Source organism: Marinobacter sp. CA1 (assembly GCF_020546665.1).
GTDB lineage: Bacteria > Pseudomonadota > Gammaproteobacteria > Pseudomonadales > Oleiphilaceae > Marinobacter > Marinobacter xestospongiae.
In genome coordinates, this window is the sequence record NZ_CP071785.1 from 1,948,489 (window position 1) to 1,971,925 (window position 23,437).

General features: G+C 60.4%; 24 protein-coding genes. 5 read left to right on the plus strand and 19 right to left on the minus strand.

Features of this window, described 5'->3' with window-relative positions:
• The first annotated feature begins 31 nt into the window (after positions 1 to 31).
• Positions 32 to 430 carry a MarR family winged helix-turn-helix transcriptional regulator gene (locus J2887_RS09005; RefSeq protein WP_227176092.1) on the plus strand — a complete coding sequence of 133 codons (399 nt, stop codon included), beginning with the start codon at positions 32 to 34 and terminating at the stop codon, positions 428 to 430.
• Here J2887_RS09005 and J2887_RS09010 read toward each other — a convergent pair.
• Both J2887_RS09010 and J2887_RS09015 read right to left on the minus strand, forming a co-directional pair.
• A complete protein-coding gene (locus J2887_RS09010; RefSeq protein WP_227175664.1) occupies positions 390 to 2,696 on the minus strand; it encodes a hybrid sensor histidine kinase/response regulator in 2,307 nt (768 codons plus the stop codon). The two genes, J2887_RS09005 and J2887_RS09010, sit on opposite strands and share 41 nt — an antisense overlap.
• Positions 2,697 to 2,747: 51 nt before the next feature.
• A complete protein-coding gene (locus tag J2887_RS09015; protein ID WP_227175665.1) occupies positions 2,748 to 3,518 on the minus strand; it encodes a hypothetical protein in 771 nt (256 codons plus the stop codon).
• A gap of 251 nt (positions 3,519 to 3,769) precedes the next feature.
• Here J2887_RS09015 and J2887_RS09020 point away from each other — a divergent pair, with 251 nt between their 5' ends.
• Positions 3,770 to 4,765, plus strand: a complete 996-nt coding sequence (locus J2887_RS09020; protein WP_227175666.1) for a LysR family transcriptional regulator — start codon at positions 3,770 to 3,772, stop codon at positions 4,763 to 4,765.
• A gap of 18 nt (positions 4,766 to 4,783) precedes the next feature.
• Here J2887_RS09020 and J2887_RS09025 read toward each other — a convergent pair whose 3' ends face one another.
• From J2887_RS09025 to J2887_RS21765, 8 genes are all read right to left on the minus strand, one after another.
• Complete coding sequence (locus J2887_RS09025) at positions 4,784 to 5,749, minus strand: GNAT family N-acetyltransferase (RefSeq protein ID WP_227175667.1); 966 nt, start codon at positions 5,747 to 5,749, stop codon at positions 4,784 to 4,786.
• Positions 5,746 to 6,897, minus strand: coding sequence for a cupin domain-containing protein (locus J2887_RS09030; RefSeq protein WP_227175668.1), 1,152 nt, complete (start codon positions 6,895 to 6,897; stop codon positions 5,746 to 5,748). Before J2887_RS09030 ends, J2887_RS09025 begins: the two co-directional genes overlap by 4 nt.
• 3 nt (positions 6,898 to 6,900) lie before the next feature.
• On the minus strand, positions 6,901 to 8,268 hold the full coding sequence (purB, locus tag J2887_RS09035; RefSeq protein ID WP_227175669.1) for an adenylosuccinate lyase: 1,368 nt from the start codon (positions 8,266 to 8,268) through the stop codon (positions 6,901 to 6,903).
• A 79-nt stretch (positions 8,269 to 8,347) separates the two neighbouring features.
• Positions 8,348 to 8,989, minus strand: coding sequence for a high frequency lysogenization protein HflD (gene hflD, locus J2887_RS09040; protein WP_227175670.1), 642 nt, complete (start codon positions 8,987 to 8,989; stop codon positions 8,348 to 8,350).
• Positions 8,986 to 10,128, minus strand: coding sequence for a tRNA 2-thiouridine(34) synthase MnmA (gene mnmA, locus J2887_RS09045; protein WP_227175671.1), 1,143 nt, complete (start codon positions 10,126 to 10,128; stop codon positions 8,986 to 8,988). The genes hflD and mnmA overlap by 4 nt, the downstream gene beginning before the upstream one ends.
• Before the next feature lie 48 nt (positions 10,129 to 10,176).
• A complete protein-coding gene (locus tag J2887_RS09050; RefSeq protein WP_227175672.1) occupies positions 10,177 to 10,626 on the minus strand; it encodes an NUDIX hydrolase in 450 nt (149 codons plus the stop codon).
• The gene (locus tag J2887_RS09055) at positions 10,623 to 11,279 is read right to left on the minus strand and encodes a pseudouridine synthase (protein ID WP_227175673.1); all 657 of its coding nucleotides are present in this window, start codon (positions 11,277 to 11,279) and stop codon (positions 10,623 to 10,625) included. Before J2887_RS09055 ends, J2887_RS09050 begins: the two co-directional genes overlap by 4 nt.
• Positions 11,280 to 11,678: 399 nt before the next feature.
• Positions 11,679 to 11,978, minus strand: coding sequence for a cold shock domain-containing protein (locus J2887_RS21765; protein WP_282450458.1), 300 nt, complete (start codon positions 11,976 to 11,978; stop codon positions 11,679 to 11,681).
• Positions 11,979 to 12,393: 415 nt separating this feature from the next.
• Between J2887_RS21765 and clpS the strand changes: the two genes are divergently transcribed.
• From clpS to J2887_RS09075, 3 genes are all read left to right on the plus strand, one after another.
• Positions 12,394 to 12,753 carry an ATP-dependent Clp protease adapter ClpS gene (clpS, locus tag J2887_RS09065; protein ID WP_227175674.1) on the plus strand — a complete coding sequence of 120 codons (360 nt, stop codon included), beginning with the start codon at positions 12,394 to 12,396 and terminating at the stop codon, positions 12,751 to 12,753.
• Between the two features lie 18 nt (positions 12,754 to 12,771).
• Positions 12,772 to 15,042 (plus strand): ATP-dependent Clp protease ATP-binding subunit ClpA, encoded by a 2,271-nt coding sequence (gene clpA / locus J2887_RS09070; protein WP_227175675.1) that lies wholly within the window; start codon positions 12,772 to 12,774, stop codon positions 15,040 to 15,042.
• A gap of 246 nt (positions 15,043 to 15,288) precedes the next feature.
• Complete coding sequence (locus J2887_RS09075; protein WP_227175676.1) at positions 15,289 to 16,320, plus strand: putative solute-binding protein; 1,032 nt, start codon at positions 15,289 to 15,291, stop codon at positions 16,318 to 16,320.
• Between the two features lie 87 nt (positions 16,321 to 16,407).
• Here the strand turns inward: J2887_RS09075 and infA are convergent, their stop codons facing one another.
• From infA to J2887_RS09120, 9 genes are all read right to left on the minus strand, one after another.
• A complete protein-coding gene (infA, locus tag J2887_RS09080) occupies positions 16,408 to 16,626 on the minus strand; it encodes a translation initiation factor IF-1 (protein ID WP_014421226.1) in 219 nt (72 codons plus the stop codon).
• A gap of 155 nt (positions 16,627 to 16,781) precedes the next feature.
• Complete coding sequence (locus tag J2887_RS09085; protein ID WP_227175677.1) at positions 16,782 to 17,498, minus strand: arginyltransferase; 717 nt, start codon at positions 17,496 to 17,498, stop codon at positions 16,782 to 16,784.
• Positions 17,499 to 18,212 carry a leucyl/phenylalanyl-tRNA--protein transferase gene (gene aat / locus J2887_RS09090; protein WP_227175678.1) on the minus strand — a complete coding sequence of 238 codons (714 nt, stop codon included), beginning with the start codon at positions 18,210 to 18,212 and terminating at the stop codon, positions 17,499 to 17,501.
• Positions 18,213 to 18,292: 80 nt separating this feature from the next.
• Positions 18,293 to 19,246 carry a thioredoxin-disulfide reductase gene (trxB, locus tag J2887_RS09095; protein ID WP_227175679.1) on the minus strand — a complete coding sequence of 318 codons (954 nt, stop codon included), beginning with the start codon at positions 19,244 to 19,246 and terminating at the stop codon, positions 18,293 to 18,295.
• Between the two features lie 193 nt (positions 19,247 to 19,439).
• The gene (locus tag J2887_RS09100) at positions 19,440 to 20,351 is read right to left on the minus strand and encodes an AAA family ATPase (RefSeq protein WP_227175680.1); all 912 of its coding nucleotides are present in this window, start codon (positions 20,349 to 20,351) and stop codon (positions 19,440 to 19,442) included.
• Positions 20,352 to 20,403: 52 nt separating this feature from the next.
• Positions 20,404 to 21,339 (minus strand): carbon-nitrogen hydrolase, encoded by a 936-nt coding sequence (locus J2887_RS09105; RefSeq protein WP_227175681.1) that lies wholly within the window; start codon positions 21,337 to 21,339, stop codon positions 20,404 to 20,406.
• 2 nt (positions 21,340 to 21,341) lie between these two features.
• On the minus strand, positions 21,342 to 22,385 hold the full coding sequence (locus tag J2887_RS09110; RefSeq protein WP_227176093.1) for an agmatine deiminase family protein: 1,044 nt from the start codon (positions 22,383 to 22,385) through the stop codon (positions 21,342 to 21,344).
• Positions 22,386 to 22,480: 95 nt separating this feature from the next.
• Complete coding sequence (locus tag J2887_RS09115; protein WP_227175682.1) at positions 22,481 to 22,792, minus strand: hypothetical protein; 312 nt, start codon at positions 22,790 to 22,792, stop codon at positions 22,481 to 22,483.
• Between the two features lie 34 nt (positions 22,793 to 22,826).
• Positions 22,827 to 23,402, minus strand: coding sequence for a PilZ domain-containing protein (locus J2887_RS09120; protein ID WP_227175683.1), 576 nt, complete (start codon positions 23,400 to 23,402; stop codon positions 22,827 to 22,829).
• Positions 23,403 to 23,437: the final 35 nt, after the last annotated feature.

Consider the following 23,437-nt stretch of genomic DNA (forward strand, 5'->3'; position numbering starts at 1 on the left):
CTGCTTTGCACTCTACGCCGCCAACCGGGCCATGACCTCGCTCTACCGGCCGCTGCTGGCGGAGCTGGGCCTGACCTACCCGCAATACCTGGTGATGCTGGTGCTTTGGGAGGCGGAAGCGGCAGGGCAGGAGGTGAGTGTCAGCTGGCTGGGCCAGCGTCTGCGGCTCGACAGCGGAACCCTGACGCCCTTGCTGAAACGTCTAGCGGCGGCGGACCTGGTGACCCGCCAGCGTTCCGGGGCGGATGAGCGTGTGGTGACCATTGCCCTGACCACCCAGGGACGAGACCTGAAAGCCCGGGCGAAGGATGTGCCGGTACGACTGCTGTGCCAGTCCGGCATGGCCCCGGAGCGGCTTCAGGCGTTGCGGGAGGAGCTGAAGACGTTACTCAGCCTGATGACGCATGGCGGCGCGTCCAGCGGCGAATGACGGCTTCCAGGTCTTCTCGGTTGTAGGGTTTGGAAATGTAATCGTTCATCCCCGCCGCCAGGCAGTCGTCTCGGTCACCCTGCATCACGTTCGCGGTGACCGCGACAATAGGCAGCTCCCGCCACGCCGGCACTTCCCGGATACGGCGGGTTGCGGTGTAGCCATCCATCACCGGCATCTGACAATCCATCAACACCAGATCAAAGCGTTGGGCTTCCAGGGTGCTCAAAGCGGCCTGGCCATTCTCCGCGACGGTCACCTGGTGCCCCAGCTTCTTGAGAATCGCGCTGGCGACCAGCTGGTTGACCTGGTTGTCCTCCACTAGCAACAACCTGAGTCCATGTCGGGATGGTTGGAGCTCTGGCCTTGCGGCTGGGCGGTGCTGCATCTGGGTGGGTTCACGTAGTCGCTTGCGCAGAACCTCCCGCTGCAGGGGAAGGGTGAGCGTGACCGGGTATTGCGTTGGTGGCAGGTTGCCACTGCGATCAAGCCAGATCACGCCAAGGCCCTCCCAGCTCTGGGCTGTCGCTCGGATGGTGCTGTCTTCCGGAGCGGCGAGAAGAATGCCGGTGCGGTGGACGAAATCATTGTGGACCGGAATGCCCCAGGCCAGCAGCTGGTTCTCAATGGCCGATTGATGGGGGTATCCTTCCGGGATCAGCAGTGTGACGCCCTGTTGGAGCAGATGTTCGGGGAAGTGTGTCTCCGGTTCAGCGGCTTCCTGGGCGGCCAGTGGCAGCTGTACGGTGAAGTGGGTGCCCTGGTTGGGCTCCGATTCCAGCTTGATATGGCCATGCATGCGCTCTACCAGCTGCCGACACAACGTAAGGCCAAGCCCGGTGCCACCGTATAGGCGAGTGGTGTCGTCATCGGCCTGGGAGAAGGGTGAGAAGATCCGGTCCAGGCCCTCGGCGGACATGCCAATCCCGGTGTCGATAATGTCCAGTTGTACTTTGCCTTTGCCCTGATGCGCACTGATGCGTACGCTACCGGTTTCGGTGAACTTGATGGCATTGGACAGCAGGTTGTTGATCACCTGGCGGGTGCGGGTGGGGTCGCCCAGAAACTGCTCGGCCAGCGCCGGCTCGATTTCCGCCACCAGGTCGATACCCTTGCGGCGTGCCTGCTCGGCATGCAGGGTGGCGCATTCCTCAATCAGCCGCCGAAGGTTGAAGGGGATAATCTCCAGGTTCAGCTTGCCGGCTTCGACCTTGGAGATATCGAGGATGTCGTTCAGCAGTCCCAGCAAGCTGGCACCGGCGTTATGGGCGATCTCCAGGCGATCCCGCTGACTGTGCTCCAGCTCTCCTTCCAGCGCCAGGTCCAGCATGCCTAGCACGCCGTTGAGCGGTGTGCGGATTTCGTGGCTCATATTAGCGAGGAAGCTGGCGCGGGACCGGGCCCGGCGGACAGCATCCTCCTTGGCCTTGATCAGCGCCCGGTTGCTGCGCTGGAGTGCTTCGTTCTTCTCGGATATCTCCCGGGTGCGGGCGTCCACTTCGGATTCCAGCTGGCTGGAGTAGTTCTTCATCGCGCTTTCGGCGGCCTTGAGCTGCGCCAGGCTGTGGTCGATGGTGTCCAGATGCTGGTTGATGATTGACACCATCAGACCGATCTCGTCCTCATTGTGCTTAGGCGGTACCGGCAGGCGGACCTTCTCCGGTGAGTCGGTGTCCACGCGCCCCAGGGCATTGACCACCCGCAACATCGGCTTGGTGAGCATGAAATAGAACACGAACAGCAGGATGACCGATAGCACCAGGCTTTTGATAAAACCACTGACCACGGTGTAGCCCGCGCGCTCGAGGAAACCCAGACCGTAGTGGTAGGTGTCGATGGTAATGGCAAGCTGGCCCAGGGGGATTTCGGCCAGTTGGGGAACGCTCAGGTCGCTGGCGTAGAAGCGGCTGGCTTCGAACAGACTGTCACTGAGCCAGCGGTACCCTGAATCCGGGCTGCTGCGGCTGGAGGCGGCCAGGGTGAAGCCTTCCGGGTCGATGATGCGGGCATCGATGATGGCGGGATGCTCCAGCAGGCCATCGAGCAGTTCCTCCGCCAGGCGAACATCCAGATTGTAGGCGATCTGGGAAGCCGGGCTGCGACTGATCTCCAGCAGCGCGCGAATATCCTCATCCATGGCCTCGCGGGCGTTGAAGTAGTCCAGGGTCACATGGGCAAGATTCAGCACCAGCCCCAACGCCATCGCCAGCAACACAGTGTTGCGGGTGAGGCGAAAGGAAAGGCGTTTGGTTAGCTGGGTGCTCAAAACCTGATCATTCCCTGTGCTCGACGTTCCATGGCACTGCGCGGGCCGGTATCAGTCGTAGTCGGTGCGTTTTTTCCAGCTGTCGTCGTCGAGGAAGGAGTCCCACTCTTTGTCCAGGCGGTGCTGCTCCTCGGTGCTTTGTTTGGTTTGACCCTCGGTGGCCATGCTCTCCAGTTCCTTGATCCGGGTGCGCAGGCTCTTGATAACCTTTGCGGCCATGGGGTTGTCTTTGGACTTACCCATCTCGGTACTGGCCATGTGGTACTCGTGGATGGCCTTGCGGAGTTCATTCTGGCGGATGTACTCCCGGGCCCGGAAAATGTGCAGGTCCGCATGGGTCTTGTGCACCAAAAACAGAACGTACTTGAGTTGTTTCTTTGCAATTTTGCCATCGACCTGACCGGCTTTATGCATGATTTCAATCAGTTTGAACAGGTTCTTCAACTGTTCTCTGATCTGCTTGGATTTGTCGGGAGAGTCAATCTTGACCGGTGGGCGCTTGTCCTGATCCGACTGGATTTTGGGCTTGAGCTGTTCCAGTTCCTGCAGCCATTCCTTTACCGGTTTCTCGGACTTCATTGCTACTAGCTGCTTGCAGGCGCTCTCCATCCGCTGCACCAGCAACAGTTTCAGTTCTTTGGTCAGATACTGTCCGGGCAGCTCATGGAACAGGGCATTGGCCCGTTTGTAGCTGTCCTCCAGGGCGGTCATCCTGCGGGCCCGTTCAATCCTCGCCCGTTCGCGCATTTGGGAAATGACGATGGCAACAATGGAAAGCGCGACGACACCGGCCAGGACAATAACGATGGTGGTGGTATCCATGGTGACTGACGATACTCCTGCAGTTGGCAACGTTGGCGGTGTCAGTGAAAGCAGGGCTTTCAAAGCGCCCCTCAACTTACCGGAAGATTAGCAGAAAAGACATTCCCGGTGGGGCTGGTGTCAGAGGATTTCGAAGCCTTATCATTGGCTGTTATCGCCATTCGCCATTTCATTTAGTTTGTGAATGGTTGAATATTGCATGAAATGGGCTGATTGCTCCGGGCCCGGGGCGGAAACCTGAGGTGTGTTAGATGAATATTTCCCGTGTTGACCTGAACCTGCTGGTGTATCTGGATGTGCTGCTGCGGGAGCGAAATGTCACCAAGGCGGCCAATCACCTGGGGATCACCCAGCCGGCGATGAGCAATGGTTTGCGGCGGTTGCGGGATCTGTTTGGTGATCCACTGCTGGTGCGCACCAGCGAAGGCATGACCGCGACGGAACGGGCAACGGAGTTGCAGCCTCTGGTGCGGGCAATACTGTCTGATATCGAGCAGGCGGTGCAGGAAAAGACACCATTCTCGGCGGCGGACAGTCAACGGGTGTTCCGCATCATGGCCAGTGACTACGCCGAGTCCTGCCTGATGCCGCGGGTGTTACGCCGTATCCGTCAGGAAGCGCCCCATGTCACGCTCGATGTGCTGACCCCAAGTGACGTCAGTTTTCTCGATGTCGAGCAAGGGCGGCTCGATATGGCTATTAACCGGTTCGACAAACTGCCTCAGTCGTTCCACCAGAAAACCCTCTGGACTGAACACTTCGCCTGCCTGATGAACGCCCGCAACCCGATCCTGCGGGAGCCGTTCACGTTGTCGACCTATCTCGATGCCAGTCACATCTGGGTCAGCAAGACCGGATTTGGCGTGGGTGTGGGGGTGAACCCGAAGGACGTCCAGCGCCTGGGTTGGGTGGATGAGGCACTGGATCTGATTGGTCACAAGCGCCAAATATCGGTGTTCACCCGTCACTATCAGGTGGCCATGCTGCTGGCCGAGCAGCACGATCTGATCGCCACCCTGCCGTGCCGGGCGGCGTGGCTGCAGAAGGACAACCCCAATCTGGTGGTCAAGGTGCCGCCCTTCGAGATCCCGGCCTTTGAGCTCAAGATGGCCTGGAGTCCGCTATTGCAGCACAACTCCGATCATCAGTGGCTGCGTCGCCTGATCATCGAAGTTGCCCAGGAAGTGGACACCGAATTCGCGCCGTTCGGACGGCAGTTTGAGGCCGAGGAGGAGGCCTCCGGGTAAGCGGAGGCGCTGACAGGGTCAGATTGACAGCTGACGGAATTCTTTGGACGGGGTGGCGTTCTCCCACATCCGCAGGAAGCTCTCGGACAGCAGCTTGTTGCGGCGGGCGCTGGCGAACTGGGCATAACCTTGGGGCTTGTCGAACTCGTGACGGACCAGCACGCCCTGGCGCTCGGCCAGCAGGAACGGGAAGTCTTCGATCGGATAATCCTGGTTGACCAGGCGCAGTTCGATCTTGCTGGGCAGGCGCTTCATCAGTTCGACAATCTGGTGACGTTTCTTGACCAGCGGCCGGTCGTCGTGGACCAGCAGGCGGATGTCACAGTGGCGATGCCCCCGTGCCAGCGCGGACACAATCTCGCGGAATCGCAGGCGGTCGTAGAGATCGTGCTCCAGCTCCCGGTCGTAGAGCCAGAGTTGCTTGCGGGCCTGATTGGCCAGGGTGTCGAGATTGGCCACCAGATCCGCCTCGGTACCGATCAGCCAGCGTTCCTCGTCCTGGCCCAGCACCATCGGTGTGGCGCGCTGACTCAGTTGGTCCGAGACCTGGCGGGGGGCCAGACAGCGCATGTCCACATGGGGGATGCCGACGTCGTCGTAGGGCTCCGAGCACACATGGAAGCCACAGCGCTGATAGAAGGGAATGGCGTACGCCTGCGCCGACAGGTACAGGTCCTGATACTGGTCGGCGGCTTCCTCGACCATGTGCTCCAGCAGGCGGGCGCCGACGCCCTGACCCCGGAATTCCGGCAGCACCGCCATGCGGCCGATGTGGGCGGTATCGGTCACCGACGGAAACAGCCGGGCGACGCCGGCGGGGCGGTTGTCGTGGCTGACCGCGAGGTAGTGATCGGCAATCTCGTCGGTATCATCCCACTCTTCGTCCGCCGGCACGCCCTGTTCGTCAATGAACACCTGCTGGCGTATCTCCCGCACGCTGCTGGGAGCCAGTTGCCAGCTGTATTTACGGACCCGGAAACTCATTCGAAATACAGGCTGCCCTGGTTGTAGAGTACCGTCACCAGATCGGCGAGGGCCTCATCGGCCAACAATCTGATCAGTGCCTCGCTGTCGATACGGGCGCCCTGGCACAACAGGGGTGCCAGGCTCTGGGCATCGCCTTTGAGCAGGTAGCGCTCGCCGTCCACGAACAGGGCGGTCTCGTCGTTGAGGGTATGGAACGCAAACCGTGAGCCTTCATTCCAGCGCAGTGGTGAGCCCTGCTTTAGGGTGGCCAGCACGGTGGCGGTATCCAGCGGCTCTTCCGCGGGCACCACAATGTCCAGGCTTTTTGGCGCTGTGGTGTACTGACCAAACCAGAGTGCCAGTTGACGCCGGTCACCGATGCGTTCGCGAATCAGCTGGTCGAGCTGATCAATAACGGCCGGCTGGATGGCGCCGGGATTGTCCTGGCGCTGAAGGTCCGGGTCAGTCAGGTGCTGGCTGGCATCGGTCTGGCTGCACAGGTGATCGGTGAAGCCGGTGAGAATGTCGTCAACCGTCGGTGCTCGAAAACCGACCGACAGGGTGATGCAGTCATTCCTGGCGACACCGTGATGGCCTACGCCTGGCGGCAGGTAGAGCATGTCGCCGGGCTCCAGCACCACGGTTTCCTCGCCTTCCCAGTGGCTGAGAATGCGCAGCGGTGTGCCTTCAACCCGCGGTGAGGTGTGGTCGCACTGGCCACCGAAGGTCCATTCGCGCTGACCCAGGCCCTGGATCAGGAAGACGTCGTACTGGTCGTAATGGGGACCGACACTGCCGCCCTTGGGGGCGTAACTGGCCATGATGTCATCCAGCCGCCAGTTGGGAATGAAGCGGAACGGCTCAAGCAGATCGGCAATCTCCGGAACCCAGTGGTCCAGACCCTGTACCAGCAGCGTCCAGTCCTGGCCGGGCAGGCTCTGGAAGCGGTCCGGCGCGAAGGGCCCGTTGTAGAGCTGCCAGGGCTTGCCGTCCTCGTTCTCGAGGATGATGCGTGATTCCACCGCTTCCTCGCAGGCCAGCCCCGCCAGTTCATCTGGCGATACCGGGCACTCGAACCCCGGCAGGGCCTGGCGGATCACCAGTGGCTTCTTCTGCCAGTAGTCCCGCAGGAACTCATCGACACTGAGACCGCCTAGTAGGTTCATGGGTCAGATGGCTCCCGCCTGATCGCTGGCATTGCCGATGTAGCTGGCGGGGGTCAGCGCCCGCAGTTCGGCCTTTGCCTGTTCTGGAATATCGAGGGTTTCCACGAACTGCTGGATCACCTCGGGGGTCATTGCCTTGCCGCGGGTCAGCGCCTTGAGCTTCTCGTAGGGCTTCTCGATGTTGTAGCGGCGCATCACTGTCTGGATCGGCTCGGCCAGTACTTCCCAGGCCTGGTTCAGGTCGTCGGCCAGCCGGGCCGGGTTCACTTCCAGCTTGCCGAGGCCTTTGAGGGTGGCCTCGTAGGCGATCAGGCTGTGGGCGAAGCCGACACCCAGGTTACGAAGTACGGTGGAGTCGGTGAGGTCGCGCTGCCAGCGTGAGATCGGCAGTTTGGCCGACAGGTGGCTGAACAGGGCGTTGGCGATGCCAAGGTTGCCCTCGGAGTTTTCAAAGTCGATGGGGTTGACCTTGTGGGGCATGGTGGAGGAGCCCACCTCGCCCTCGACCGTCTTCTGTTTGAAGTAGCCCAGCGAGATATAACCCCATACGTCCCGGTCGAGATCGATCAGGATGGTGTTGAAACGCGCCACGGCGTCGTAGAGTTCGGCGATGTAATCGTGGGGTTCAATCTGGGTGGTATACGGGTTCCAGCTCAGGCCCAGGCTCTCGACGAATTCCTTGGCGTTGGTCGCCCAATCAATGGTGGGGTAGGCGGACAGGTGGGCGTTGTAGTTGCCAACGGCACCGTTGATCTTGCCCAGTAGTTCGACATTCTGGATCTGCTTCAGCTGGCGGCGAAGACGATGCACCACGTTGGCCAGTTCCTTGCCAACCGTGGAGGGCGACGCGGTCTGTCCGTGGGTGCGGGACAGCATTGGCAGGTCAGCATGTTCGCGGGCCAGTTCGGCCAGCTTGTCGATCACCCGCTCAATCGCCGGCAGCAGGCCTTCGTGCAGCCCCTCGCGCAGCATCAGGGCGTGGGACAGGTTGTTGATGTCCTCGGAGGTGCAGGCAAAGTGCACAAACTCGGTGACCGCGTGCAGTTCGGGGACCTCGGCGATCTTTTCCTTGATGAAGTATTCCACCGCCTTGACGTCGTGGTTGGTGGTGCGTTCGATGTCCTTGATGCGTTCGGCGTCGGCGACACTGAACTCGTTCACCAGGGCGTCCAGGAACTGATGTCCCTGCTCGGAAAAGGCGGGGACCTCGTCGATGGCCGGGTGCTCGCTGAGTTTCTGCAGCCAGCGGATTTCGACGGTGACTCGGTTCCTGATCAAGCCGTATTCACTGAAAATGTTACGGAAGACGCTGACTTTGCTGCCATAGCGTCCGTCGACCGGTGAAATGGCGGTCAGGGCATTGAGTTCCATCGAAAACCTCACAAGTGATCAAAGATAACGAAACAGTTTGAATGGGGATGATTCATGGTACACCAGCTGGGGTGATGAATCAGTCGTAAACCGAGCGGTTCGCCTGTTCAGCCAGCAACCGGGCGCTGTGTACGGTCTTCCGCCGCGTGAATATCAGCTGCCAGCGGCGGCCGCCGGTTTGTCGCCACAGCACGGCAGCACGAATGCCGGCCAGCAGCAATGCGCGGATGCGGGCGGCGTTCTCATCCTGCTGCAGGATGGCGGGATCGCCGACCACCTGAATCCGCGGCTTCAGGGTGCTGATGGTGTCGCTGTAAATCGACGCCAGGTTGCTGACCAGGTTGCCGTGGGTGTAACCAAAGTGCTGGGCCGTGTGGCGAGCCTGATCGATTCGGCTGCCGATGATGTCGAGCATGTCGCGGTTGCGGTTCAGCCGGCTCTCAAGGTGAATCAGGTTGAGGGCGTACTTGAGGATCTCCAGATCCTGCGGCTTGCTCTGGTCGTTGAGCACGCTGGCCAGAGTTGCCAGGCCCTCACGAAGATCCTTCAGCTCGCCATAGACCGCCAGAGTGGAATTCGGGTCGGTTGCGAACAGGGAGCGGATGCAGGTCTCAAAGCTGGAGTCGGCGCACCGTCCGCTGTGGGCAATCTGCTGGACCAGGGCGGTGCACTGGAACACGCCGGCTAGTGCCAGGGTTTGATCCTGCCGGGACTGGCTCATTCTGCCGGCTCCGTTTCCGGGGCTTGCTGGTCGTCGCGCCAGGTCTGCTCGATCACGCCGCCGCCAAGGCAGTTGTCATCGATGTAGAACACCACGGATTGGCCCGGGGTCACCGCGCGTTGCGGATCATCGAACACCACGGTCACCCCCCCGTTCCGGTTCACGACAACGTCACAGTCCTGATCGGGCTGGCGATAGCGGGTCTTGGCCTTGCAGCGGAAAGTACCGGCCGGTGGTTCGCCCGCCACCCAGTCGATAGGGCCGCTGACCAGGCCTCGCGAGAACAGCAGCGGGTGGTGCTTGCCCTGTACTGCGATCAGTACGTTGCGGTCCAGATCCTTGCTGGCGACATACCAGGGATCGTCATTGAAATCTTTCAGGCCGCCAATCCCCAGTCCCTGGCGCTGACCGATGGTGTGGTACATCAGCCCCTGATGGCGGCCAATGACCTGACCGTCCGGAGTCTCGATGTTGCCCGGCTGGGCCGGCAGGTATTGCTGCAGGAAGTCCCGGAACTTGCGTTCACCGATGAAGCAGATACCGGTGGAGTCCTTCTTGTCATGGGTGACAAACGCCTGCTCTTCGGCAATGCGACGGACTTCCGGCTTCTCCAGCTCGCCCACGGGGAACAGCGTGCGGTTAATGCGTTCGCCGGAGACCGCATGGAGGAAATAGCTCTGGTCCTTGTTCGGGTCCAGACCCTTCAGCAGTTTTGCCGGCTGGTCATCGCTGGCGGCGGCGCGGCGACAGTAGTGGCCGGTGGCAATGTAGTCGGCCCCCAGGGTAATGGCGTAGTCGAGGAAGGCGCGAAACTTGACTTCCTTGTTGCACAGGATGTCCGGGTTCGGCGTGCGGCCGGCACCATACTCGGAGAGGAAATGCTCGAACACCCGGTCCCAGTACTCCGCCGCAAAACTGGCGGTGTGCAGGGTAATGCCAATCCGGTCGGCGACAGCCTGTGCATCGGCGAGGTCGGTCATGGCCGTGCAATACTCGGTGCCATCGTCCTCGTCCCAGTTTTTCATGAACAGGCCTTCGACCTGGTAGCCCTGGGATTTCAGCAGCCAGGCCGCTACGGACGAGTCTACGCCGCCGGACATGCCGACGATGACGCGGGTGTTTTCAGGTACTTGGGTCATGTCTGTGCCGATTTCGGTAAAGCCCGCCATTCTACCACTGATGCCCGCTTACGTCTGCGCATCGGCAATGATATCAAGCGGGAATCGCCGCCCCTCGCGGTAATCCTCTATGCATTGCAGAACCAGCGGGCTGCGCAGTTGCTGGTGGCGGTGATGGATCTCCTCCAGGCTCAGCCAGTGGGCGGCGATAATGTCGGCATCCAGTTCGTCGGTAAGTTTGCGCAGGCCCTTGGCCGCAAAGCAGAAACGGTAATAGGTCACCTGGTTGGCGGGTGCCTTGTAGACGTAAAACCCGATCAGCGCGGTCAGCTCAACTTCCCAGCCGGTTTCTTCCAGGGCTTCCCGCAGCGCGGCAGCGGGAATGGATTCGCCTTCTTCCACATGGCCTGCGGGCTGGTTGAAGACAATCTCGCCGTGACTGCGCTCCTCTACCAACAAAAACCGGCCCTGGTCATCTTCAACGACGACGGCCACGGTGGCATGGGGTGTCCAGGTCATGATTGTGGGTTTCCTTTCTGGCCGGGCTTTCGGCCCTGATGGCGTTTCTGGCCAAGCGGGTAGCGGCGGTTGTCCGCAGGGGAGGGCCGGCGATTGGGGGTGCTCTGGGGCAGGTGAACCACCTGGCTGTTGGTTTGTCCAGGCCCCAGCCCCTCCAGACTCCACTCGCCAATCCGGACCCGGATCAGTCGCAAGGTGGGGTGCCCCACAGCGGCAGTCATCCTGCGTACCTGTCGATTGCGTCCCTCGGTGAGGGTGAGTTCGAGCCAGGACGTTGGTTGCTGGGCGCGATCGCGAATGGGCGGGGTGCGGGGCCAGACGTCGGGGGAGGCGATGGCCGATACCTTGGCCGGACGGGTCAGCCCGTCCTTCAGGTGGACGCCTTGCGCCAGTTGCTCCAAGGCGTCTGCCGGCGGTTCTCCCTCCACCTGGACCCAGTAGGTCTTTGGCATTTTGTTGCGGGGAGAGGCAATACGGTGTTGCAGTTGTCCGTGATCGGTCAGCAACACCAGTCCCTCGGAGTCGTAATCCAGGCGGCCGGCCGGGTAGACATTGGGTGAATCGACATAATCCGCGAGGGTGGCTCGTCCCTGATCATCGGTAAACTGGCACATTACCTGAAAGGGTTTGTTAAGCAGTATGAGTCTGGCCATGATCCCTTTGCTGCATGTTGCAGCATCCGTGTGGTGCTGCGTGAGGAATGAAAAGCGTGGCGACACTATACCCCAGCTCATTGAATGGTAAAAAGGCGATCATTACGGAGGCTCAAGCGTCATCGCTGGTGCCCGGAGGTTGAATTAGCGGACTGGCCCTGCGCTGTCGGGGGAGGAGATGGAATACCAGAGTATTATGATAAATCGAAAAGTTATATGAAGTGCTGGACGAGCTTTTTGCGGGCCGCGCGAAGTACGCACCCGATGTGTTAGCCGAAAAGGCTGCAAAACCGCCGATCAGTGGGCTGGCTGCAACAGCGCCCATCCGCATTCAGCGCCGGCGAGTGGTCCGGTACCGGTATTGCCAGCAACCACTGCCAGAACCTGGGTCAGCCTTGGTCAGGCGTTGACTGCTCGCGGGTGATGGTGATCGGCGTCCTGATCCTGCGATTCGGATGCGGCCTGAGTCTCGCCATCCGCCTGCTTGGCAGGCTGATCAACCGGTACGATATTGACCGCGTGGATGCCTTTGTCACTTGGCTTCTTGTCGAAGGTGACGGCCTGACCCGCCTTCAGGGTCTTGTAGCCCTCCATCTGCACAGAGGAAAAATGTGCAAACAGATCATCGCTGCAGCCTTCTTCGATAATAAAGCCGTAGCCTTTGGCGTTGTTAAACCACTTCACTTTGCCTTTAGGCATTTTGAACTCCCCTGTTCCGTCATTCTGTGCCGTTATTTTTAGGTACCGCGCACCCGATCCAGCCAGTCCATTTTCCCCCTGAGCGCGTCCTTCGTTCTCTGCGGAAGGCCGGGAATCAGGGGCTCCAGATACCACTGCGGTGCGCAGGTTACATTATTTACTCGGCGTAACATATTTTTACATAGCAGGGGATACTCTCGTCCAATATTCGGTCATAGTCAATAGTCAAGGGGCAGGAATGACTGGTTGCGGAAGGCGTGTCAGCGTTATTATGCGGGTATTGATAACCAGCTCACGCTGTCTTCGAGACCATCATCCGGATCGGCCCGGGTGGCCGTATCTTGGCAGGTCTGCCTTGAAAAGCGCGTGAGGCGAATCCACCTACTATCAAGGCATCGATTTCCGGATACGAATCATGCGGACTATCCAAGATTCTCTACTAGTATTAAATCAGGGGGAGGACGAAGAACCTGGGCGTCAGGATGACCTCAGTGTCGCTCCCGAGAAACCCGCCCTTAAGCGCCCCGCGCGGTTTCGGGTGGTGCTGTTGAACGACGACTACACCCCGATGGACTTTGTGGTGGATGTGTTGATGAAGTTCTTCGGTATGAATGAGGAAAAGGCGACGCAGGTCATGCTGCTCGTCCATACACAGGGAAAGGCGGTGTGCGGGGTCTATACCCGTGACATCGCGGAAACCAAAGCTGCACAGGTGAACCAGTATTCCTCGGAATGCGAGCATCCGCTGCTGTGCGAGATTGAACGTGCGGACTGATAGACCTTGGGGTGGCCCATGCTGAGCAAAGACCTTGAACATACGCTGAATACGGCCTTTAAGAACGCCCGCGACAAGCGCCACGAGTTCATGACTGTGGAGCACCTGTTGCTTGCCCTGCTGGATAACGATTCGGCGGTCAATGTCCTCAAGGCGTGCGGTGCGGACCTGCAGCAGCTGCAGGACGAACTGGTCGAATTCGTCGACTCCACAACACCGCTGATTCCCAGCTCCGACAGTGAGCGGGAGACTCAGCCCACCCTGGGATTCCAGCGCGTGCTCCAGCGCGCGGTCTTCCATGTGCAGTCCTCTGGCAAGAAAGAGGTAACCGGCGCCAATGTGCTGGTGGCCATCTTCAGCGAGCAGGAAAGCCAGGCGGTGTATGTACTGAAGAAGCAGAACATCGCCCGAATCGACGTGGTTAACTACGTGTCCCATGGCATCTCCCGTGTCCAGGGCGCGGAAGACCAGGAGGGAGGTGAGCAGGGAACTCATGAGGAGTCCTCGGAGGAGGGCGGCTCCAACAAGCCTCTGGAGAGCTACGCCACTAACCTCAATGAGCAGGCGCGGCAAGGGCGTATTGATCCGCTCATTGGTCGCGAACATGAGGTGGAGCGGGTGGTCCAGATTCTGGCCCGCCGCCGCAAGAACAACCCGTTGCTGGTGGGTGAGGCTGGGGTTGGCAAGACTGCCATCGCCGAAGGTCTGGCCCGTCGCATCGTTGATGGCCAGGTGCCGGAGATTATCTCCGACGCGGTGGTTTATGCGCTGGACCTGGGGGCACTGCTGGCCGGCACCAAGTATCGGGGCGACTTTGAAAAGCGCCTCAAGGGCCTGCTGGCCGAACTCAAGAAAGAGAGTCACGCCATCCTGTTCATTGACGAGATCCACACCATCATTGGTGCCGGATCAGCGTCTGGCGGGGTTATGGATGCCTCCAACCTGCTCAAGCCAATGCTGAGTTCCGGGGAAATCCGCTGCATCGGTTCCACCACCTTTTCCGAATTCCGCGGCATCTTCGAAAAGGACAGCGCCCTGGCGCGGCGTTTCCAGAAGATCGATGTCAACGAGCCGAGTGTGGAGGATACTTATCAGATCCTCCGCGGCCTGAAGCCGCACTTCGAGAAGCATCACGATCTCAAGTACACCGACAAAGCCCTGCGGGTGGCGGCAGAGCTGGCGGATCGCTACATCAGCGACCGTCACCTGCCGGATAAGGCCATTGATGTAATTGATGAAGCCGGTGCCCGCCAGCGCCTGCAGCCTGCCACCAAGCGCAAGAAAGTGATTGGTGTGTCGGCGATTGAGGATGTGGTGGCGACCATTGCCCGCATTCCGCCGAAGAACGTGTCCACCTCCGACAAGGACCTGCTGCGCAATATGGAGCGGGACCTGAAGATGGTGGTGTTTGGCCAGGATCGGGCGATCGAGTCGCTGTCGACAGCGATCAAGCTGGCCCGTGCCGGCCTCAAGGCGCCGGAGAAGCCTGAAGGGGCGTTCCTGTTCGCCGGCCCGACCGGGGTCGGTAAGACCGAGGTGACCCGTCAGCTGGCCAAGGTGCTGGGCATTGAATTGGTGCGCTTCGACATGTCCGAGTACATGGAGCGGCATACCGTGTCCCGCCTGATCGGTGCGCCTCCCGGCTATGTTGGCTATGACCAGGGTGGTCTGCTGACCGAAGCGGTCAACAAGCATCCACACTGCGTGTTGCTGCTGGACGAGATCGAGAAGGCCCACCCGGAAGTGTTCAACCTGCTGCTGCAGGTGATGGACCACGGCACGCTGACGGACAACAACGGCCGCAAGGCTGACTTCCGTCACGTCATCCTTGTGATGACCACCAACGCCGGGGCGGAGAACATGGCCCGCCGTTCCATCGGTTTCAGTGAGCAGGATCACAGTACCGATGGCATGGAAGTCATCAGCAAAACCTTTACTCCGGAATTCCGCAACCGTTTGGATGGCATCATCCAGTTTGGCGATCTGGAGCAGGACACCATCACCTATGTGGTGGACAAGTTCCTCACCGAGCTGCAGGCCCAGCTCGACGAGAAACACGTGGTTCTGCACGTGGATGACGCAGCGAAGCGCTGGCTGGCAGAGAAAGGCTATGACGTCACCATGGGCGCCCGCCCAATGGCCCGTCTGATCCAGGACAAGATCAAGCGTCCGCTGGCAGAGCAGATCCTGTTTGGCAGCCTTTCCGAGAATGGGGGGGAGGTAAACGTTCACCTGGAAGGGGACGAGCTGGTCTTTGAGTACGAGGACGAGCCCGCCGAAGCCGTCTGATTCAACCTTCAGGCCTGTCAAAGCCGCGCCGGGAAACCGGGGCGGCTTTTTTTATGGCTGCAGCACTGCGGTTTGGCACTGGGGTTCCTTTCCCCCGGGGCTGGTGGTGGCCTGTTGACCGGTCAGCGTCATACGCCGGTTCCTGCTGTCAATTTCTTTCGTCGGACAATCTGCCAATGTGGGATCGATCCTGAGATCCCTTACACAATCCCCGAAACGCCTGACAACAATAAGGAGATAGGTCGAATGAGAGGGTTAATCCTGCTGGTGCTGCTGTTCGCGTGGCCCTCATTCTCAACCCCTGCGCTTGCCGTTGAGCGCAAGGAATTCTGTGTGTTCGACGTGGCTGGTGCCAATGGCTTTGTCTACAAGACCCTGGAAATCTACAAACGCCAGGCGGTAGCCAAAGGCGTACAGCTCCATATGCGCCCCTACAATAATGAGCAGAAGGCGGTTGAGGACTTCGAAGCCGGTGACTGCGACCTGGTCGCGGTCACCGACATGGGGGTGCGCCGCTACAACGATTTTACCGGCTCCATCAGCGCGATCGGTGCAGTTCCCCGGTACGAGGACCTCAAGGTGCTGATGTACATTCTGGCGAGTCCCCGGGTGGCCGACCACCTGGAGACTGAGGCCTATCAAATCCTGGGGGTAGCGCCGATGGGGGCTGCCTACCTGTTCGTCAATGATCGCCAGATCAATCATGTCGACGCCCTGAAAGGCAAGCGAATCACGGTGTTTGATGGTCATCACGACGCCCGCCACATGATCGAGTATGTGGGGGCTGAGCCCGTGGATGCGCGCATCTCCAATTTCCATACCCTGTTCAATCGGGGTGATGCCGACATCAGTTACGCACCAGGAGCGGCTTACGAGGTGCTGGAAATGTTTCGTGGCATGGGCGAGAGCGGTGGCATTGTCCGTTACCCGGTGGGACAGGTGACCATTCAATTGGTGGCCCGTAAGGGCGCGTTCGAGGAACGCTTTGTGCGCCAGTCGCGGCGGTTGATCAGTCGCTTGTACCCTGAAGCCATGCGGGTAATCCGCCAGTACGAAGACGCAATTCCGGAGTCCCGCTGGATCGACATTTCGACCGACGATGTGCGGGCCTACCAGGCCATGCTGCGTGGCGTGCGGCTGGATATGCAGTCATCGGAAGACGCGCAGGTTCAACTCGCAGCCCGCGCCTACAACGATGACATGATGACGATTTTGCGCAAGGTGCGTTGTTACACCAATCCCGGGGCGGACGAGTGTTCGGCCGTTGATAGGGAGTGACTGATCCTGGCCCGGCGATCCGTACTGGTCATCGGGCCAGAAACGTAAAAAGCCCCGCGAGCGGGGCTTTCGGAAGTCACTGAAGGCTTAACGGGCGCGGTAGACGATGCGGCCCTTGCTCAGGTCGTAAGGAGTCAGTTCGACCTTGACCTTGTCGCCGGTGAGGATGCGGATGTAGTTCTTGCGCATTTTGCCGGAGATGTGGGCGGTGACAACGTGACCGTTGCTCAGCTCAACCCGAAACATGGTGTTGGGAAGGGTGTCGATGATAACGCCTTCCATTTCAATGACATCTGACTTCGCCATTCAGTAGAAACCTCGTTTGGATGGACTTTCCGTAATTTGAAAATGGCGCAATTCTGCCTGAATTATAGTCGTTTGGCAAAGTCAGCCGGGACAAATCGATAAAAATAGCCATTTTGGCGTGTGTGGCCGCCGTTTTGAGGGCTTGGCGCGGGATGTTAGCGGGTCTCTGGCAGTTCCTGCCAATGGCCGTCCACCAGCGCCTCAATGGGGCGGAACCGGGTCTTGTAGTTCATCTTGCGGCATGCCTTGATCCAGTAGCCAAGGTAAAGGTAGGCCATGTCGCGGCGACGGACTTCCTCGAGCTGCCAGAGGATCGCAAAGCTGCCCAGGCTGCGCTGGTCCTGGTCTGGATCAAACACCGTGTAGATCGCCGAGAGGCCGTCTTCCAACGCATCAACCACCGCCAGTCCGATCAGTTGGTTGTCCAGTCGCATTTCCAGGAACCAGGTGTCCGTTGCACCTTCCACCAGAAAGGAGGTGAATTGCTCCCGAGAGGGTGGGTACATGTCACCGTCGGAATGACGCAGCCGGATGTAGCGTTCGTAAAGGCCGTAATACTCTTCCGAGTAGCGTCCGGGCACCAGTTCGCACTGCAGGTCGCTGTTGCGCTTCCATACCCGGCGCTGGCTGCGGTCCGCAACGAAACGTTCGGCGTTGAGGCGCACCGGTACACAGGCTGAGCAGGCCTCACAGTGTGGCCGGTAATAGTGGGAGCCGCTGCGGCGGAAGCCCAGGGTGGTGAGTTGGCTGTACAGCCGTTTGCTGATATCCGCCCGGGGGTCAACGAACATCGTCGTTGCCTCCCGGTCAGGCAGATAGCTGCAATCGTGTGGTGGTGTGGCGAAAAACGCCAGGGTTCTGAGATTGGTCATTCACACCTCCGGCCCCGGCCAGCGCCACTGGAAGTTCCAGTCCCCGTGGTCTGGCGGTCTGTCGACACTTGCTCCCAGTATAGATAAAAACGCCTGTCTTGAAATGCAGCGTGCGCCCATTCGTAACAGGTGTCCACTTTCAACCTGACAGTCCATGATCCGGTAGCCCCAGGCGCCGAGCTGATTGGCCAGGTGTACCATCAATACCTTGGAGGCGTTGGTTTGTGCCGAGAACATGGATTCGCCGAAGAAACAGCGCCCCAGGGCGATGCCATACATGCCGCCGGCCAGGTTTCCGTCGCGGTCCCAAGCCTCGATGGAGTGGGCGACGCCGAGGTCGTGCAGGCGCCGGTAGGCCTGGATCATGTCGCTGGTAATCCAAGTGCCTTCGCTGCGGCTGTGGGCGCATTGGCGGATGACAGCGTCAAAGTTGTGGTCGGCTGTGATGGAAAAGCGCTGTTGGTTCAGCGTTCGGCGCAGGCTGCGAGAAACATGAACTTCGTCGGGAAACAGCACGCAGCGCGGGTCCGGTGACCACCACAGGATCGGCTGTTCGTCGCTGTACCAGGGGAAGATGCCATTCCGGTAGGCCAGGATGAGACGCTGCGTGGACAGGTCGCCACCGAGGGCAAGCAGGCCATCGGGGTCATCCAGGGCCTGATCGGCGGGAGGGAACCACAGGTGGTCCGGGTCAATCCAGGGAAGTGAGGCCATCCGGTTCTTCAAGCGGGTTGCGTGGACGGGGCGATCTCAATGACCGGCCCCGTCTGACAGTGTAGTTGTTCCCGGGCGCCCTAGTCCTGCTGATCCAGGAAGCGTTCTGCGTCCAGGGCCGCCATGCAGCCGAAGCCGGCGGAAGTAACCGCCTGACGGTATACGTGGTCAGCCACATCGCCGGCGGCGAACACGCCCGGCACGCTGGTTTCGGTGGCCATGCCTTCAAGCCCGGAGCGAATCTTCAGGTAGCCGTTTTCCATATCGAGCTGATCAGTGAACAGGTCGGTGTTCGGCTTGTGGCCAATGGCAATGAAGACGCCCGCCAGATCGATGTCCTGGGTGCTGTCGTCCTTGGTGCTCTTGATGCGCATACCGGTGACACCGGTGTTGTCGCCAAGGACCTCGTCCAGGGTGTGATCCCAGACAATCTTGACGTTGCCGTTCTTGGCTTTCTCGAACAGTTTGTCCTGGAGGATTTTCTCGGCCCGCAGGGAGTCCCGGCGATGAACCAGAGTGACTTCCTCGGCGATGTTGGAGAGGTACAGCGCCTCTTCAACGGCGGTATTGCCGCCACCGATCACCGCGACTTTCTGTTTGCGGTAGAAGAAACCGTCACAGGTGGCGCAGGCGGATACACCCTGACCCTTAAACGCTTCTTCGGATTCCAGTCCCAGGTACATGGCGGAGGCGCCAGTGGCGATGATCAGGGCATCACAGGTGTACTCACCGCTGTCACCCTTGAGGCGGAAGGGGCGGCTGCGCAGGTCGGCTTCGTTGATGTAGTCATACACTACGTTGGTCTCGAACCGCTCGGCGTGCTTGAGCATGCGCTGCATCAGTTCCGGCCCCTGAACACCATCATTGTCGCCTGGCCAGTTGTCGACGTCGGTGGTGGTGGTGAGCTGGCCGCCCACTTCGATGCCGGTGATCAGGGTCGGGTTCAGGTTGGCGCGCGCGGCGTACACGGCGGCGGTATAGCCGGCCGGGCCGGAGCCCAGAATAATCAGGCGGGAATGCTTGGTTTCACTCATAGCGCATCTCTCGGTAACGGTACGTGCAAAGTCGTTGGTGGTCAGGGAGCCCCTGCATCAAACAGGTTGTGGGGGCGGGCTGACGTATTTAAAGGCGCCAGCCTACCATGTTCCTGTTCGGGCGCCAGTCGAATCCCCCAATCCTGCTGATTGCGGGTGACTATGGTGAGGGCTGTTGCGGTCAGGTTGGGGCCTAATCCAGCACCGACACGCTGGTCAGCAGTTCCCGTACCCGCTCGGTGCCCTTGCCGGCCTCTCCCTGTTCCAGTCGGTGCCCTGCGACCGCGGGGAACACCGCCTGAATGTCATCGGGCAGGACATGATGACGTCCTTCCATCAGTGCCCAGGCTTTGGCGGCACGCAGTAAGCCCAGCCCGGCTCTCGGCGATAGACCGTACATCAGTCCGGGTGTGCGCCGGCTCTGTTCCAGCAGGCGCTGAATGTAGTCCAGCAGCGCCGGGCTGGTGCTGACCCGCTCAACCCCGTCCTGCAGGGTCTTCAGATCGCGTTCGGTAAGGTGTGGGGTCATGCGATCGGTCAATGCACGACGATCCTCACCTTCCAGCAGCTCACGCTCGGCCCGCGGATCGGGATAGCCAAGGTGGAGGCGCATCAGGAAACGGTCAAGCTGGGACTCCGGTAGCGGGTAGGTACCCCCTTGTTCCACCGGATTCTGGGTGGCAATGACAAAGAAGGGCTTTGGCAGCGGCCGGGTTTCCCCTTCAATGGAGACCTGGCGCTCCTCCATGGCTTCCAGCAGTGCGCTCTGGGTGCGTGGCGAGGCGCGGTTGATTTCGTCCGCCAAAACCAGCTGGGCGAACACCGGGCCAGGATGAAACACCAGGGTGCCTGCCTCTTTGTCGTACATCGAAAAGCCCAGTACATCGGCGGGCAGCAGGTCGTTGGTGAACTGGATGCGCTGGTAGCTCAGTCCCAGTGCCTGGGCGAGGGCGTGGGACAGGGTGGTCTTGCCCATCCCGGGAATGTCTTCGATCAGCAGGTGACCACGGGCGAGCAGTCCGCAGAGTGCCAGGCGTACCTGATGCTCCTTGCCCAGCAGGATGTTGTTAAGTTCGCCCACAACACTGTCGATCAGTTTCTTCATGCCTTGAAGGGGTCCTTGTGGCTGGCTGGTTTAAGTGGCGGTGATGCCGGGATCAGTCCCGGACGCGCTTGAGCAGGTCGCCGTAGGCATCAATCCGTCGATCTCGCAGGTACGGCCAGATCCGGCGGATGGCTTCGCTGCGCTGTCGGTTGATGGTGGCGGTCAGAGCGGCCTCGTCGCTGTCCCCGGCACGGGCCAGAACTTCGCCCTGCGGTCCGCAGATGAAACTGTTACCCCAGAAGCGGATGCCGTCGCTGTGACCCGACGGATCGGGTTCAGTTCCCGTTCGGTTTGGCGCGATGACCGGCAGGTTGTTGGCGACCGCGTGTCCCCGTTGCACGGTGACCCAGGCGTCAAGCTGACGGCTGCGCTCGTCGTCATCGTCGGTCATGTCCCAGCCAATGGCGGTGGGGTAGATCAGCAGTTCCGCACCGGCCAGCGCCATCAGGCGGGCTGCTTCGGGGTACCACTGGTCCCAGCACACCAGCACGCCGAGGGTGCCGACGGAGGTGTGGATTGGCGTAAAGCCGTTGCGGCCATCATTGAACTCGGCATCGCCGGGAGTGAAATAGAACTTCTCGTAGAACCCCGGGTCGTCCGGTATGTGCATCTTGCGATACAGGCCGGCCAGACTGCCGTCGCGCTCAAAGACCAGTGCGGTGTTGTGGTAAACCCCGTTCATGCGGCGCTCGAACACCGACCCGACCAATACAATGCCGAGTTCCCGGGCCAGGGCGGACAGCCGCTCACTGGTTGGTCCGGGAATGGGTTCTGCCAACTCGAACACCGCAGTGTCCTCGGTCTGACAGAAGTACAGGGTGGCGTGCAGTTCCTGCAGAACCACCAGTTCCGCGCCGTCGGCAGCGGCCTGGCGGATCAGCCGTTCACTGGTGTCCAGGCTGGTGCTCTTGTCGGCACTGCAGGTCTGTTGGATGGCGGCGACGTGGAGTGATGCAGTGTTCTGGCTCGACGCAGTGGTCTGGATCATTGTCAGGCGACTCCGCCGGACGGCAGGTCGTCCGGAATTTGCATGGTTACGCAGTGCAGGCTGCCGTGCTGCCGGATCAGCGCCCGGCAATCAATCGGGACGACCTCTCGCTGCGGAAACAGGTCCGCCAGGGTCTTGATGGCGGTGCCATCCTGAGGTACGCCGTATACCGGCAGGAGCACCGCGTCATTGATGATCAGGAAGTTGGCGTAGGTCGCCGGCAGCCGGTTGCCGTCCTCGTCGTGAATCGGGTCGGGCCAGGGCAGGGGAGTCAGGCGATAGGGCTCGCCATTGCTCTGACGGAACTCGCGAAGATCTTCCTCCATTGCCTTGAGGGCCGGATAGTGCTCGTCGTCCGGGTCGTTGCAGGCAACGTAGCAAATGCTGTCTGGCGCACAGAACCGGGCCAGGGTATCGACGTGGCTGTCGGTGTCGTCACCGGCCAGATAGCCGTGGTTGAGCCAGAGAATGCGCTTGGCGCCCAGATGCTGACACAGCGCCTCTTCCAGGCCGGTGCGGTCCAGTGAGGGGTTGCGGGTAGGAGTCAGCAGACATTCGCTGGTGGTCAGCAGGGTACCGGCGCCATCCGATTCGATGGACCCGCCTTCCAGTACCAGGTCAATTGGTACCAGCGGCAGGTCGCCAAAGCCGCCGGCTTCGACCAGCCGCTGGTTCAGCTGATCGTCGTTGTGGTAGTCGAATTTGCCGCCCCAGGCGTTGAAGCGGAAATCCAGCAGTCTGGTCTGGCCGTCAACGACAACGGTAATGGGGCCGTGATCCCGCGCCCAGGTATCATCCGCAGGCGCTTCGATCACGGTTACCTTGCCGATCAGACCGTGGTCTGACCCGGCCTGACTCAGCTGATGTCGAAGCTCCTCAGCCCGTTGGCGGTCCTGACAGCTGATCAACAGATCCTGGCGTTGCAGAACAGCTCTGGCGATGGCCAGGAAAACCGAGTCTGCCTCTTCCAGCTGGGTCTGCCAGTCAGTTCCGGAATGGGGCCAGGTCAGCATGACGGCCCGTTGACGGGCCCACTCGGCAGGCATCAGGACAGATGTAGAGCTCAAGGTTTCGCGACCCCCGTGGGTTGTTCGTCAGAAAGTGGCCATTCTAGGCGCGGCGCCCGGCAATTTCATTACTGTTACTTGCTTTTGGGCTTAAGCACGGCGTGAATTACGTGATCGCCCTCAAAGTAGATGACCATGGTTGGATAGTGCCACTGACTGATCGGGGGATTGCCAACCGGGCCCCGTACCTGTCGCGGGTCGCCCAGACGGGAACGGACGTCGGCCTGGCTCTGCCCGGTGCGGGGCAGTTCTGCCTGGGCCCGGTCGGCCTGGTTCATGACCGGGACGACGACCTGATCGGCGGCAGCGCCGGTCGCCAGGGTGAGTCCGAACAGGGCTGAGAGCGCCAATACGGCGGGCCGGAAGGCAAGTGAAGGTTTGGTCATCGCGGTACTCCTTGGGTCAATGATATGTTTCCGTTCAGTTTTTCTGACGTTGTCGAACCTGCCAACGCATGACGTGGCGGGCAATCTGTTGGCGGTCACTGTCGTGGATGCTGGTGAATTCGGCGTGGACCCGCCAGTTGCCTGCGTCATCGGCTTTGGCGTCGACCACCTCGGCGATGGCCTGGGGGCGGAACAGCTCTGGTGGGAGTGTCATACGTACGGCCAGGCGGTCACCACGCTGATAGCTGGCGGTGGGCGTGACGAAGGCGATACCGCCCTCGCTCAGGGTCACCTGCTGCCACTGGTCCTGTTGCAACGGATTTTGTTCAAAGGCCATAATGCGCGCCAGCGTATCGAGCTTCCCATTCAGGGATTTGATCAGGGTTGTCATCAGGCGGTCCCGCTCCGCCAGGCTGGCCAGGTGCAGGCGTATGTCCTGATCCAGCCGTCTTAGCTCGGCTCTCAGGTCGTCCAGATGATCGCCATTGAAGGGATCGTTGGGCGTTGGGGTGTCGGCGTCCAAGCGGCGGATTTCCAGCCCAATCCTGTCTTCGATGCGAAAGTAGTCGCGTCGATCGGGCGGGTTAGCAGATGATGGCTCCAGGGCCATGATGTCTCCGTCAGTCACGTGTTTTTTGTTATGTT

Bases quoted from the DNA above. Each gene is read 5' to 3' on its own strand.
- J2887_RS09005 (WP_227176092.1), top strand. From the start codon at position 32: ATGACCTCGCTCTACCGGCCGCTGCTGGCGGAGCTGGGCCTGACCTAC.
- J2887_RS09015 (WP_227175665.1), bottom strand. From the start codon at position 3,518: ATGGATACCACCACCATCGTTATTGTCCTGGCCGGTGTCGTCGCGCTT.
- J2887_RS09020 (WP_227175666.1), top strand. From the start codon at position 3,770: ATGAATATTTCCCGTGTTGACCTGAACCTGCTGGTGTATCTGGATGTG.
- J2887_RS09025 (WP_227175667.1), bottom strand. From the start codon at position 5,749: ATGAGTTTCCGGGTCCGTAAATACAGCTGGCAACTGGCTCCCAGCAGC.
- J2887_RS09030 (WP_227175668.1), bottom strand. From the start codon at position 6,897: ATGAACCTACTAGGCGGTCTCAGTGTCGATGAGTTCCTGCGGGACTAC.
- purB (WP_227175669.1), bottom strand. From the start codon at position 8,268: ATGGAACTCAATGCCCTGACCGCCATTTCACCGGTCGACGGACGCTAT.
- hflD (WP_227175670.1), bottom strand. From the start codon at position 8,989: ATGAGCCAGTCCCGGCAGGATCAAACCCTGGCACTAGCCGGCGTGTTC.
- mnmA (WP_227175671.1), bottom strand. From the start codon at position 10,128: ATGACCCAAGTACCTGAAAACACCCGCGTCATCGTCGGCATGTCCGGC.
- J2887_RS09050 (WP_227175672.1), bottom strand. From the start codon at position 10,626: ATGACCTGGACACCCCATGCCACCGTGGCCGTCGTCGTTGAAGATGAC.
- J2887_RS09055 (WP_227175673.1), bottom strand. From the start codon at position 11,279: ATGGCCAGACTCATACTGCTTAACAAACCCTTTCAGGTAATGTGCCAG.
- J2887_RS21765 (WP_282450458.1), bottom strand. From the start codon at position 11,978: ATGCCTAAAGGCAAAGTGAAGTGGTTTAACAACGCCAAAGGCTACGGC.
- clpS (WP_227175674.1), top strand. From the start codon at position 12,394: ATGCGGACTATCCAAGATTCTCTACTAGTATTAAATCAGGGGGAGGAC.
- clpA (WP_227175675.1), top strand. From the start codon at position 12,772: ATGCTGAGCAAAGACCTTGAACATACGCTGAATACGGCCTTTAAGAAC.
- J2887_RS09075 (WP_227175676.1), top strand. From the start codon at position 15,289: ATGAGAGGGTTAATCCTGCTGGTGCTGCTGTTCGCGTGGCCCTCATTC.
- infA (WP_014421226.1), bottom strand. From the start codon at position 16,626: ATGGCGAAGTCAGATGTCATTGAAATGGAAGGCGTTATCATCGACACC.
- J2887_RS09085 (WP_227175677.1), bottom strand. From the start codon at position 17,498: ATGACCAATCTCAGAACCCTGGCGTTTTTCGCCACACCACCACACGAT.
- aat (WP_227175678.1), bottom strand. From the start codon at position 18,212: ATGGCCTCACTTCCCTGGATTGACCCGGACCACCTGTGGTTCCCTCCC.
- trxB (WP_227175679.1), bottom strand. From the start codon at position 19,246: ATGAGTGAAACCAAGCATTCCCGCCTGATTATTCTGGGCTCCGGCCCG.
- J2887_RS09100 (WP_227175680.1), bottom strand. From the start codon at position 20,351: ATGAAGAAACTGATCGACAGTGTTGTGGGCGAACTTAACAACATCCTG.
- J2887_RS09105 (WP_227175681.1), bottom strand. From the start codon at position 21,339: ATGATCCAGACCACTGCGTCGAGCCAGAACACTGCATCACTCCACGTC.
- J2887_RS09110 (WP_227176093.1), bottom strand. From the start codon at position 22,385: ATGCCTGCCGAGTGGGCCCGTCAACGGGCCGTCATGCTGACCTGGCCC.
- J2887_RS09115 (WP_227175682.1), bottom strand. From the start codon at position 22,792: ATGACCAAACCTTCACTTGCCTTCCGGCCCGCCGTATTGGCGCTCTCA.
- J2887_RS09120 (WP_227175683.1), bottom strand. From the start codon at position 23,402: ATGGCCCTGGAGCCATCATCTGCTAACCCGCCCGATCGACGCGACTAC.